Origin of the sequence: Ectopseudomonas chengduensis, from assembly GCF_900102635.1 — a bacterium.
In the GTDB taxonomy this organism is placed as follows: domain Bacteria; phylum Pseudomonadota; class Gammaproteobacteria; order Pseudomonadales; family Pseudomonadaceae; genus Aquipseudomonas; species Aquipseudomonas chengduensis.
Window position 1 is genome coordinate 314,642 of record NZ_FMZQ01000001.1, and the last position, 11,970, is coordinate 326,611.

Below are 11,970 nucleotides of genomic sequence, written 5' to 3' on the forward strand. Positions count from 1 at the left end.
CACATGTTCAACCCGGCCAACGAAACCCATTTCAGCCTGAGCATCGAGGGCGTCGAGCACGACCTGCAGCTGCTCGAATTCAGCGGCCGCGAGGCCATCAGCCAGCCCTATCGCTTCGACGTCGAGCTGATCAGTGAACGGCCGGACCTCGACCTGGCCAGCCTGCTGCACCAGCGCGCCTTCCTCGCCTTCAGCCCCAATGGCGACGGCATCCACGGCCTGATCCACCGGGTCGAGCAGGGCGAGTCCGGCAAGCGCCTGACCCGCTACCACCTGGCCATCGTGCCGCAGCTTGCGTACCTGGCGCACCGCACCAACCAGCGCATCTTCCAACACCTGACGGTGCCGCAGATCGTCGCCCAGGTGCTGGAAGAGCACGGCATCGTCCAGGGTGGCTACCAGTTCCAACTCGGCCCCACCGTCTACCCCGAGCGCGACTACTGCGTGCAGTACGACGAGAGCGACCTGCACTTCGTCCAGCGCCTGTGCGAGGAGGAAGGCATCCACTACCACTTCCAGCACAGCGCAAGCGGCCACGTGCTGACCTTCGGCGACGACCAGACCGCCTTCGCCAAGCTTGGCCAGCCCACACCCTATATCCAGGACAGCGGCATGACCGCCGACGACCCGGTGATCAAGCGCCTGGCCCTGCGCCTGGAAACCCGCACCCGCCGCACCACCCGCCGTGACTACGATTTCGAGCAGCCACGGCTGCTCCTGGAGGCGGCCTACCAGAGCGAGCAAGCCGGCGAGAACGACGGCCTGCCCGATCTGGAAGACTACGACTATCCCGGCCGCTACACCGACCGCACGCGCGGCAAGCACCTGGCCAAACGCGCCCTGGAGCGCCACCGCGCCGACTACCAGCAACTGGAAGGACAGAGCGACCAGCCGCGGCTGGTTACGGGGCACCTGCTGGAGATTTCCGAGCATCCACGCAGCGACTGGAACGACCTCTGGCTGCTCACCGAAGTGCTGCACGAAGGCAAGCAGCCGCAGGTGCTGGAAGAGTCGATCACTAGCGATTCGATGTTGAGCAAGGGGGCGAACGCGCTCCTGCACGGCGTGACCGGTAAGGCGCAGTCCGCCGCAGACGAGGACTTTTGCCAGGGTTACCGCAACCGCTTCCTCGCCACCCCCTGGAACGTGCCCTACCGCCCGCAACTCGCTCACCCCAAACCCCGCGTGCTGGGCAGCCAGAGCGCCGTGGTCACGGGGCCTGCCGGCGAAGAAATCCACTGCGACGAATACGGCCGGGTCAAGGTGCAATTCTTCTGGGACCGGGAAGGCCAGGCCGACGAGAAAACCAGCTGCTGGCTGCGCGTCAGCTCCAGCTGGGCCGGCGATCGTTACGGCGCCATCACCATCCCGCGTATCGGCATGGAAGTGCTGGTCACCTTCCTCGAAGGCGACCCCGACCAGCCGCTGGTCACCGGTTGCCTTTACCACGCCGAACACGTGGTGCCCTATGACCTGCCGGCGAACAAGACGCGCAGCGTGTTCAAGACTCTGAGCAGCCCCGGCGGTGGTGGCTACAACGAACTGCGCATCGAGGATCGCAAGGGCGCCGAGCAGATCTACATTCATGCCCAGCGCGACTGGGACGAGAACATCGAACACGACCAGAAGATCCGCGTCGGCAACGAGCGCCACGACACCGTGGAGAAGAACAGCTACACCGAACTGCTGGCCGAGGAACACCTCACCGTCACCGCCGACCGCAAGGTCGAGGTCAAACCGCAGGATCACCTGACGGTGGGCACCGACCAGCACATCAAACTGGGTACCGCACAACTGACCAAGGCGGGCCGCGAGATCCACCTCAAGGCCGGGCAGAAGATGGTCATCGAAGCGGGCATCGAACTGACGCTCAAGGCCGGCGGAAGCTTTATCAAACTCGACCCCGGCGGCATCACCATCAGCGGCCCGTTGACCCGCCTCAACGCCGGCGGCTCACCAGGCAAGGGCTCGGGCATCGGCATCAAACCGCCCGTGCTGCCGGGCATGGCCGATAGCGATAAGGCGGGGAGTTTGTTGGAGCAGGCATTCGCCAATCTGCTCAACCCCCGCAAGAAAGTGAAGAGAACCATGAATTTTTCGGGCTGAACCAAACGATGAATACCAAGATAAAGAGACACCCCTTGCAACACACCGCCCGCCAGGTACTGCTATGCATCCTGTCGTGCGGGTATCTGGCGGGTTGCGCCGCTCTCGAGCTCGACCCCATAACCTACCAGGAAGCCGTCACCCAGTACCAAGAAGGGGGCGGAATCGAGAACTACCGTTGCGCGCTGGTACCGGCCGATGAGCATTACCGGGCGCTGCCCTACGCCCAGCCGATCGCCGTGGAAATCGACGAGGTGCTATTCGTCAAGATCGCCGGCACCGTCCAGGAACTGCAACAGACCGAGATCACCGAGACCGGGGCGGCATACGCCTATGCCGACATGAGTGCCACGCTCACGACCGTCAGGCAGTTCAATCACTCGGAATACAACGAGTCGGATGACCGGTACGTCGACCTCACCTTCGATTCGGACGGCAAGACAGAGACATACAAGACTTTCGGAGCGGCCTGCGGCCTCTGACCGTTCAACACGATTAAAACCCAGGACATGACATGACAAGGCGTCGCTACAAGATCGTTGAAAGTGTTGGAAACCGCATTGAGGACGTGAACCGCTACGAAGACCTCGCTAAGCACCATCCCTCCAAAGGGCGGGAAGCCAACCGAGACTATGAGGTTATCAACGGAAAGCTTGAAGAGGTGCGTTATATCGGTGGGCGCACACTCATCAAGAAGGATTTCGTGCTGCTGGTTGATAGCAGTAACCGATCTGTCCCGGTTCCCAGTCCGTTGTCCGGCTACGCCAAGACCAGCCGCTCCTTCGGCACATTGAAGATCTACGATGCGCCCAGCAACGGCCAGTTGCTCGGGCAAATTCTGCACCTTCATCCTACGTTTAAAGTCAACGATGGCGATGCCATCACTTATGGCCAGCACATAGGCATTCAAGCCACAACGGATAGATCGGGAGACCAGGTAGGCGCCATCCACGTCCATGCCGAGCTTGAGGAAGCCGATTTCAAGCGCTATATCGCCGATATGGTCAGCGGCACCCTCAACCCGGACGAAGAAAATCCGAGCGTTGCCGGTGGCGGTGTAAGCGCAGCCAAGGGTGACTGGTGCTACCCATGCACGGCGCTTACAGGCAATGCGCTGCAACATCTGACCGCATTAAGCAAAGCTAGGGCCGGGTTTTACCCCATCGGTGGAAATGGCCTGTGGCATGGCGGAATCCATCTGGACAAAGGTACCTCCGAAGCCTTCGATCAGAGCCGCGTCAATTGTATGACTCATGGTGAAGTGGTCGCTTATCGCATCAATGACGAGTATCCCGTCAGCACCTACGCCGGCCGGCCACCACTGCAGATCAGGGCGCCGTTTTCCACCGCCTTCGTCCTGGTCAGGCATACGCTGCAGCCCAAGGCCCCGGCAACCACTGACGAGTCGAAACCCAAGCCGCCGAAGCTGACCCTCTACAGCCTGTACATGCACCTCAAGTGCTGGAAGGACTACCGCCAGGACGAGAAGCTGGCGCGACCGACCTTCTGGGGTGCCGGTATCTATACGGTCAACACTCGCAGCGGCGAACTCAATGTCAGGGCCGAAGCCCGCAGCAATGCCTCGATTATCGGCAAGCTCAGCAAGGGCGCCCAGATTCGCGCCTCGGGCGAGGGCACCTTCCTCAAGCTCGAACAGGTGATCAGTGGCAATGACCAGCCCGCCCTCACGCCAAAGGAGGACGGCAGCCTGCCGGGCTATGTCGCGTCTTCCTTCCTGACGTCTCAATCGCAGCCCAAGGCCACGGGCTCGGTGGTGCTTCTCGATCCACCCGTGCCAATAAAGGCCGGCGACCTGATCGGCCATGTCGGCAAGTACCAAAATAAGAGCGACGGTTCACCTCAGGAACTGCTGCATCTGGAAGTCTTCAGTTGTGAAGACGTACCTGCGTTCATCAGCGAAAGCCGTACCTGGGCGCAGAACCTGCCGGTCGAAGAAAAGACCCTGCTCAAGATCCACGCCGGAGCCAGCAAGCTGATCCCTCACCGGGATGACATCAAGAGCGACAATCCGCCGAAACTGAGTGATGAAGGAGACGAGATCGGCGTCGACCTGATCCTGCCGCAGAACCTGCTGGATGCGCTGCCTGCTGAGGCCAGGATCAAGATTCCGGCCAGCAACACGGTAACTGGCTGTTCGCCCGAGACCAACTGGTGGCGCCTCGATGATCTGCTGGCCAACAAGGATGGCCAGCCCATCAATGGCTGGTTGGCAGAACAGGAGCTCATCACCACCCGCCACAGTCCGTGGGAGTGGGAAGGCTTCGATTTTCTCGAGGATACCGATACCCCTAGTTCGGGGCTGGCCTACTACCTCAACGCGGCTCGCCGCTTGTCCGACGACGAGAAGGCCAGCTACCAGGGCGCTATCGACCAGTCCGACAAAGGCCCGGTGCGCAGCCGTCTGTACGACATCATCGACACCAACCGCGACGGCAAGATGACCGCCGAAGAGATTCAGGCGGCACTGGCGAAGCCCTGGCTCGCACAATCCATTTCGCAGCTGGTCACCCGGCACGACAGCGAGTGGTTCTGGGATGTGGCGCGCTGGGACGAACTCGACGACCTGATGGGCCACGCAGCCGATGACCCCAACCAGGACTGGGTCGAAGAGAAGAACCGCATCCAGACCCTGAGCTGGTGGAGCGATGTGGCCGACAGTCTGAAGCTCGATGCGGCGGGCAAGGCCTGGCATTTTCAGCCGATCAACTTGGTGATTATGCAGAACCTCTCTGCAGCCCCGGGAGGCGAACTGATCAGTGCCGAGAACATGAAAAAGATCTTCCCGTCCTCGCAGGAATCCGTACGGGAAGAAGTCAGGACACTGTTCAACAAATACGCCACGTTGTTCGAGGTCAATACTCCAGAGAGGATTTCCCAATTCTTTGCCCAAGTTAAGGCCGAAGTGGGCGACGCACTCGTCGGTAAAGAAGAAAGTCTTTGGTACTCGACGGAGGCTCTTAAGGATAAATTTGCTAGATATTTCAGTCATTATCCCCAGGAGGCAGAGGAGCTAGGGTATAAGCGTATATCGCTGGCACAATACAATGCGCTGCCAGCAAACGTGAAAAGTGGCTACAGAGTCATAAGAGATAAGGCCTATTCACAATTGCCACAAGAAGACGAAATTGCCAAGCGCATATATTGTTGTAGCGTGCCTGGACAGAATTTCCATCTGAATCCTGGTGGTTGTTCTGAAGGACTAGCCTATAAGGGTAAGGGTTTCATTCAGCTGACTTGGAAGGAAAACTACAAAGAGGTCGAGCGCCTGCTAAAGGCTAAAATTCCCAACGAGAACATCAACATCGTTGCCAATCCTGATCAGGTACTTGAAACCAAGTATGGCCTTCTAAGTGCTCTAGGCTTCTGGGAATGGAAAAGGCTGAATGCTAAATCGGGTAATAGCACAACCCATACAAACGAAATTACCAAGATTGTGAACCTGCATACCGATAGTTACGAAAAGCGCAGAGAAAATTTCGAATTTATATACGGAATATTGAAAAGTGACTAATAAACTCAAGGCGTTTATTTTTCCGTTGGCTCTGACTTTGGTCAGCCCTGTGACCTTAGGAGAAACGCTACGTCCCGAAGGCTTGTTATCGCTGAGAGAGTTGCCCATTGAAGAGGGTAGCGCAGACATACAGCGTCTGCAGATTACTGATCGCTCAGGTATGGTACTGGTCGACACGGACAAGGCACTGCCGCTTATTGAGAACGAATACTCGCCCAATAGTTACGACGGCTACACGGCGAAACTGCTTGCCGAGCGTCAGACCAAGATAACTGCCATTGATCTGCAGGGCGAGCGCTACGATCTGCTTTCGCCATCTACCCGATCAGGAGATTACCTGCTGCTGATCACCCGTGAGGAGGGTAATGGTGCCTATAATTTCAACCTGAGATTCAGGTACGACGCCACCGCGAAGTCCTTCGATCTGAACCAAGTTCTTCTGAACGAGAACAACTCCGAGTGCGACCATTCGCTCCTGAGTACCTACTCAATCGACAGGAAGATCCTTGGCGTTATATCGATTGCTAACTTCGATGGCAGACGAGTCTTCGGTGTATTGAAGGAGTTACGTCTGGCGCACCAGACATCGGGTAACATGGCGGAAAAACTGATGCCGGAGACGGTAGCTAGCAATTTCGACGCCGCTCTGAAGGCTTACAAGGTGGGTGACGCACAAGCGCTGAAAACCCTCGTCGGCTACTTCCTCTCGGGCGATGAGGATGGCGACTGCGAGCCCGGCAACTACATCGTCGAGAAATACTACTTCCCGCAAAAGGTCGGCTGGTCGAACGACCTAGGCTTTCTGTTCGAGCAGGCCGGCCATTACCCGGAGGCGGTGGAACTGCTGCAGCACATCACCCGCAAGCATCCGGACAGGGTCGTCGCCTACCTCAACCTGGCGGATGCCTACTGGGCGCTGGGAGAGCGAGAACAGGCCCGGCAAGCCTATGGCCAGTATCATGAGAAGATGACCGCCGCCCAAAAGCAGGCGAGGATTCCACCGCGCGTGCTGGAGAGAAAGTAGCGCGCAGCAATCAGGGCTGCTCTGCGGCCAATGCCTGCTCCAGCGCTACCGCCTCCTTGAACACCTTCTGCTCCACCAACCTCCCATCCTCCAACTGCAACCACAACACTTCGCCCTCGCCGGCCGGATAACGCGGGGCGATGCGGGCGTCGTGGTCGAGGAGGATGCGGTAGTTGTAGTCGCGCATCTTCGGTAGGGCGAAGAGGGTGGCGATGACGCTGGGCATGCGGCTGATGTCGGCGAGGAAGACCGCGTGGCGCTCGTCCAGATAGCCCTTGGGCTTGCCTTCCAGGGCAGCGTTGACCAGTTTGGCGCCGTCCATGTCGCGGGCGACCAGGAGGATGCGGGTCTCGTCATTCAGGGTGTAGGGCGCGTCATGCTGATCGAGCAGCGTCCAGGGTGCCAGGCGCTCGCCTGGCTCGAGAGCCAGCACAGCGGTGGACAGCAGGCAGAGCAATAACAGGGCTGCAGCTTTCATGCGTGCACTCCGGGGCGATCAGTAAAGGTCTTCGTCAGTTACCAGGCGTACTTCGCCCGCGTCCATGGCATAGGCGGCGTCGGCCAGGTCATTGCTGACCTGCTCCACCTTCAGTTCGCCACTGACCCACAGCGGGGCATAGATATCGTCAAGGACGATGCCCTTGGGGTAGCGCACCAGCACCAACTGATTGGGCGGCGGTGGCGGCACGTGGATGCAGGCGCCCGGATAGGGCACCAGGAAGAACAGGGTGCTGTTGCCTTTCTCGTCGTTTTCCAGCGGCACCGGATAGCCGCCCAGGCGGATGGCCTTGCCGTCGAGTTCGGGCACGGTCTTGGCGGAGTACATCACTGCCGGCAGATCCTGATCCTGCTGGCGCAGGCCGCCCTCGCTGTAGAAGGTGCTGTCGCCTTCGGGGGTGTCGTGGCTGATGTCGGGCATTTCCTCGAGGGCCTTGCGGTCTTCGGGTGGCATCAGGTCGAGCCAGTCGGTTTCCGGCAGTTCGGCGTGGGCCAGGCCGGTACAAAACAGTAGGGCGAGCAGCAGGTGGCGCATGGGCTATGGCATCTCGTGGCGGCGTTAACGAGGAGCCGACAAGTCGGCTCCTGACCTGGGCTTGTCAGCCCTTCTTGATCGCGCCGTAGATTACCAGCAGGACGATGGCGCCGATCACTGCGCCGATGAAGCCGGCGGCCTGTCCGGCTTCGTAGATGCCCAGGGCCTGGCCACCGTAAGTGGCCGCGATGGAGCCCCCGATGCCGAGCAGGATGGTCATGATCCAGCCCATGCTGTCATCGCCGGGTTTGAGAAAACGTGCGATCAACCCGACGATCAGGCCGATGAAGATGGTGCCGATAATGCCCATTGGCGTGTCTCCTTGATAAGTGCCGCTCATGCGGCAGGCCCGTCATGGGACAAGTCAATGGGGCTATCAGTTCGCCTCGTCTGGCGGCAGAACGCCATAACGGTGGTAGATCAGGGCAACTTCGCCCTCTTCACGCATGCGTTGCAGCTCAGCGCCAAGGCGGTCGTAGAGTTCGCCTCGGTCGCTGTGGTAGCGCCTCAGCGATGCGCCGAAGTGGTTGCCCAGTACCTGCTGGTGGGTGTAGTGCGCGTAGCTGTAGTCGCGAAAGTTCATGGCCTGGAATTGCGCCTCCATCGGTGCAGCGTCGATCACCGCGATGGTATCCAGGCGCCCAGCCCGGAACATCGCAGCCAGTTGCGCATCGTCGCTGACATAGGCGCGATCGAGCAGGTCATCGCTGTCGAAAGGTTCGAAATAGGCCGTACCACGCTTGCCCCCCAGGGCCAGCTCGTACAAATCCTCGTAACGGCTCAGGCGCGCTTCCTGCCCGGGGCGCACGACGAAGCGCACATGCAGCGGCTGGTTGCCGATGCTGGGCAGGTAGTGGATATAGGCGCGGCGCGCCTCGGTCATGAGCACGCGCGGCACCAGGTCGATGCGCCCGGTGCGCAGATCGTCGAGGCTGCGCAGGAAGGGCGCCTGGCGCCAGTGCAGTTCGACACCGACACGCTGGGCAGCGGTTTCCAGCACGCTGACCAGTGGGCCGCTGGGTAGGCCGTCAACCACGCGCATCTCTGGTGTGCGCTCACGGAAATCGACGCGTAGTACGTCGTCCGCCGCATTGCAGGTCAGCGCGGATATCAGGGGCAGCAGGGCAGACAGGTACTTCATGCGGGACGCTCTTGAATGACTGCCATCATTCAAGAGCGTAGTCGCAACATGCCGGCTCAGCCTTTTGCGATCAATGCCTGTACGGCCTTGATCGCGACATCCAGAGCGGCGCGATCAGCGCTGCGAAGCGTGGCATGCCCGACCTTGCGCCCGGCCTTGAAGGCCTTGCCATAGTGGTGCAGGTGGCAGTCGGCGATGCTGATCACCTGCTCCACCGGCGGTACTGCACCAATGAAGTTGAGCATCGCGCTCTCGCCCAGCTTGGCGGTGGAACCCAGCGGCAGGCCGGCGACGGCGCGCAGGTGGTTCTCGAACTGGCTGCACTCGGCGCCTTCGATGGTCCAGTGCCCGGAGTTGTGCACGCGCGGGGCGATCTCGTTGGCCTTGAGACCGCCGTCGACTTCGAAGAACTCGAAGGCCAGCACGCCAACGTAATCGAGCTTGTCCAGCACGCGGCCGACGTAATCCTCGGCCAGCGCCTGCAGCGGATGATCGGTGCTGGCGACGGACAGGGCGAGAATGCCGCTGTCGTGGGTGTTGTGCACCAGCGGGTAGAAGCGGGTTTCGCCATCACGGGCGCGCACGGCGATCAGCGACACTTCGCCGGTAAAGGGCACGAAGCCTTCGAGGATGCACGGCACGCTGCCCAGCTCGGCGAAGGCACCGCTGACGTCTTCCGGCTTGCGCAGGACTTTCTGGCCCTTGCCGTCATAGCCCAGGGTGCGGGTCTTCATCACCGCCGGCAGGCCAATGCTGGCCACGGCGGCGTCTAGGTCGGCCTGCGACTGGATGTCGGCGAACTCCGGTGTGGGAATGCCCAGCTCGCGGAACATGGACTTCTCGAACCAGCGATCACGGGCGATGCGCAGGGCGTCGGCGCTCGGGTAGACCGGCACGAACTGCGAGAGGAAGGCCACGGTTTCGGCCGGCACGCTCTCGAACTCGAAGGTGACCAGGTCGACCTCGTCGGCCAGCTGGCGCAGGTGATCCTGATCGCCATAGTCCGCACGGATATGCTCGCCGAGCGCCTGGGCGCAGGCATCCGGCGCCGGGTCGAGGAAGGCGAACTGCATGCCCAGCGGGGTACCCGCCAGGGCCATCATGCGGCCCAGCTGGCCGCCACCGATCACACCGATTTTCATAACAAAGCCCCTTTTCAGCAGGTGGCGAGACCAAGCAGTTGAGCGCTGCCCGCAGCGCAGGAAGCGGAGTTTACGCCGGTAAATGCGCATCCCGGGCAGCGCACAGCGTTCACATGCGCCGTGTCGCTGCCCCTGATGGAATGGCTTCAGGCCTCGCGCGGGTCCGGGTTGCTCAGCACGGTATCGGTCTGTTCCTGACGGAACAGCTTCAGCGCCGCATGGAACTGCGGATGCTGGTGACCGAGGATGCTGGCGGCCAGCAGCGCTGCGTTGACCGCGCCGGCCTTGCCGATGGCCAGGGTGGCGACCGGAATGCCGGCCGGCATCTGCACGATCGACAACAGCGAGTCGACACCCGACAGCATGGACGACTGCACCGGCACGCCGAGTACCGGCAGGTGCGTCTTGGCCGCACACATGCCCGGCAGGTGAGCGGCGCCACCGGCGCCAGCGATGATCACCTGAATGCCACGCGCCTCAGCCTCTTCGGCGTACTGGAACAGCAGATCCGGGGTGCGGTGGGCGGAAACCACCTTGACCTCGTGGGGGATGCCCAGCTTGTCCAGCATCTCGGCGGTGTGGCTAAGGGTGGACCAATCGGACTTGGAGCCCATGATCACGCCAACCAGTGCGCTCATCAAAGTGCCTCTTCTCTCGGGCGCCTCGCGGCGCGTCAAAAACCAACAAGCCACGCGGGCGGGCCAGCGTGGCTTGTCATGATTCGTTGGCCGGGTGCGGCCGGCCGAAGGCCGCGCAGTATAACGCAAAGCCACTGCTGGCGGGCAGTGGCGATGACCGTTTGTCATGCAAGCTGTGGCAGAGGGTGAAAACCGCCTAAACCTTGCTCTGGAGCAATGCCGGCGTGGGCTGCGCGCGCACACTGGACAGACACTCGCATGCAAGAGGAACCGCGCATGAACCGGACCATGAAAGCCGCAGTCGTCCACGCCTTTGGTGAGCCGCTGCGTATCGAGGAGGTGAAAACCCCGCTGCCTGGCCCCGGGCAGATTCTGGTGAAGATCGAGGCCTCGGGCGTCTGCCATACCGACCTGCACGCCGCCGAAGGCGACTGGCCGGTAAAACCCAGCCTGCCATTCATTCCCGGCCATGAAGGGGTCGGCTACGTGGCAGCGGTCGGCAGCGGCGTCACGCGGGTCAAGGAGGGCGACCGCGTCGGCGTGCCCTGGCTGTACACCGCCTGCGGCTGCTGCGAGCACTGCCTGACCGGCTGGGAAACCCTGTGCGAGGGTCAGCAGAACACCGGTTACTCGATCAACGGTGGCTACGCCGAATACGTGCTGGCTGACCCGAACTACGTCGGCATTTTGCCGAAGAATGTCGACTTCCTCGAGATCGCGCCGATCCTCTGCGCGGGGGTGACGGTATACAAGGGCCTCAAGGAAACCAGGGCGCGCCCCGGCCAGTGGGTGGCGATCTCCGGTATCGGCGGCCTCGGCCACGTTGCGGTGCAGTATGCCCGCGCCATGGGCCTGCACGTGATTGCGGTGGACGTCGACGACGCCAAGCTGGAACTGGCGCGCAGGCTCGGCGCCAGCTTGACCATCAACGCGCGCAAGGAAAACCCCGCCGAGGTGGTGCAGCGCGATATCGGTGGCGCTCATGGCGTGCTGGTCACTGCGGTGTCCAACGCTGCCTTCGGCCAGGCCATCGGTATGGCGCGTCGGCACGGTACGGTGGCCCTGGTCGGCCTGCCGCCGGGTGACTTCCCCACGCCGATCTTCGATGTGGTGCTCAAGGCCATCACGATCACCGGCTCGATCGTCGGGACTCGCGCCGATCTTCAGGAAGCGCTGGATTTCGCTGGCGAGGGTTTGGTCAAGGCCACGGTGCACAGCGACAAGCTCGACAACATCAATGGCATCTTCGATCAAATGCGCGGTGGGCAGATCGAGGGGCGGGTGGTGCTGCAGTTCTGATTCGAGCAAGGCCGCGGACTGGCAACTTTCCTACAGAACGGACGCGGACGGGCGC

General features: G+C 61.4%; 11 protein-coding genes. 5 read left to right on the forward strand and 6 right to left on the reverse strand.

Features of this window, described 5'->3' with window-relative positions; genetic code table 11:
- Positions 1-3 precede the first annotated feature (3 nt).
- The 4 genes from tssI to BLS08_RS01425 are packed head-to-tail and all read left to right on the forward strand — an operon-like array spanning position 4 to position 6,662.
- The gene (tssI, locus tag BLS08_RS01410; RefSeq protein WP_017676364.1) at positions 4-2,106 is read left to right on the forward strand and encodes a type VI secretion system Vgr family protein; all 2,103 of its coding nucleotides are present in this window, start codon (positions 4-6) and stop codon (positions 2,104-2,106) included.
- A 35-nt stretch (positions 2,107-2,141) separates the two neighbouring features.
- Positions 2,142-2,588 carry a hypothetical protein gene (locus BLS08_RS01415; protein ID WP_231976554.1) on the forward strand — a complete coding sequence of 149 codons (447 nt, stop codon included), beginning with the start codon at positions 2,142-2,144 and terminating at the stop codon, positions 2,586-2,588.
- A 32-nt stretch (positions 2,589-2,620) separates the two neighbouring features.
- Positions 2,621-5,638, forward strand: a complete 3,018-nt coding sequence (locus tag BLS08_RS01420; RefSeq protein ID WP_177342771.1) for a hypothetical protein — start codon at positions 2,621-2,623, stop codon at positions 5,636-5,638.
- Positions 5,631-6,662 (forward strand): tetratricopeptide repeat protein, encoded by a 1,032-nt coding sequence (locus tag BLS08_RS01425; protein WP_017676367.1) that lies wholly within the window; start codon positions 5,631-5,633, stop codon positions 6,660-6,662. Before BLS08_RS01420 ends, BLS08_RS01425 begins: the two co-directional genes overlap by 8 nt.
- Positions 6,663-6,672: 10 nt before the next feature.
- On the opposite strand, the gene BLS08_RS01430 is transcribed toward BLS08_RS01425, so the two are convergent.
- The 6 genes from BLS08_RS01430 to purE form a co-directional block, all read right to left on the reverse strand.
- Positions 6,673-7,140, reverse strand: coding sequence for a hypothetical protein (locus tag BLS08_RS01430; RefSeq protein WP_055986050.1), 468 nt, complete (start codon positions 7,138-7,140; stop codon positions 6,673-6,675).
- An 18-nt stretch (positions 7,141-7,158) separates the two neighbouring features.
- Positions 7,159-7,695, reverse strand: a complete 537-nt coding sequence (locus tag BLS08_RS01435; protein ID WP_055986049.1) for a DUF3299 domain-containing protein — start codon at positions 7,693-7,695, stop codon at positions 7,159-7,161.
- 64 nt (positions 7,696-7,759) lie between these two features.
- On the reverse strand, positions 7,760-8,005 hold the full coding sequence (locus tag BLS08_RS01440; protein WP_004422923.1) for a GlsB/YeaQ/YmgE family stress response membrane protein: 246 nt from the start codon (positions 8,003-8,005) through the stop codon (positions 7,760-7,762).
- 66 nt (positions 8,006-8,071) lie between these two features.
- A complete protein-coding gene (locus tag BLS08_RS01445) occupies positions 8,072-8,836 on the reverse strand; it encodes a substrate-binding periplasmic protein (protein WP_055986046.1) in 765 nt (254 codons plus the stop codon).
- 56 nt (positions 8,837-8,892) lie between these two features.
- Complete coding sequence (locus tag BLS08_RS01450) at positions 8,893-9,978, reverse strand: 5-(carboxyamino)imidazole ribonucleotide synthase (protein WP_004422931.1); 1,086 nt, start codon at positions 9,976-9,978, stop codon at positions 8,893-8,895.
- A gap of 146 nt (positions 9,979-10,124) precedes the next feature.
- Positions 10,125-10,616, reverse strand: coding sequence for a 5-(carboxyamino)imidazole ribonucleotide mutase (gene purE, locus BLS08_RS01455; RefSeq protein ID WP_055986043.1), 492 nt, complete (start codon positions 10,614-10,616; stop codon positions 10,125-10,127).
- A 276-nt stretch (positions 10,617-10,892) separates the two neighbouring features.
- Between purE and adhP the strand changes: the two genes are divergently transcribed.
- On the forward strand, positions 10,893-11,915 hold the full coding sequence (gene adhP, locus BLS08_RS01460; RefSeq protein ID WP_017676374.1) for an alcohol dehydrogenase AdhP: 1,023 nt from the start codon (positions 10,893-10,895) through the stop codon (positions 11,913-11,915).
- Positions 11,916-11,970 lie beyond the last annotated feature (55 nt).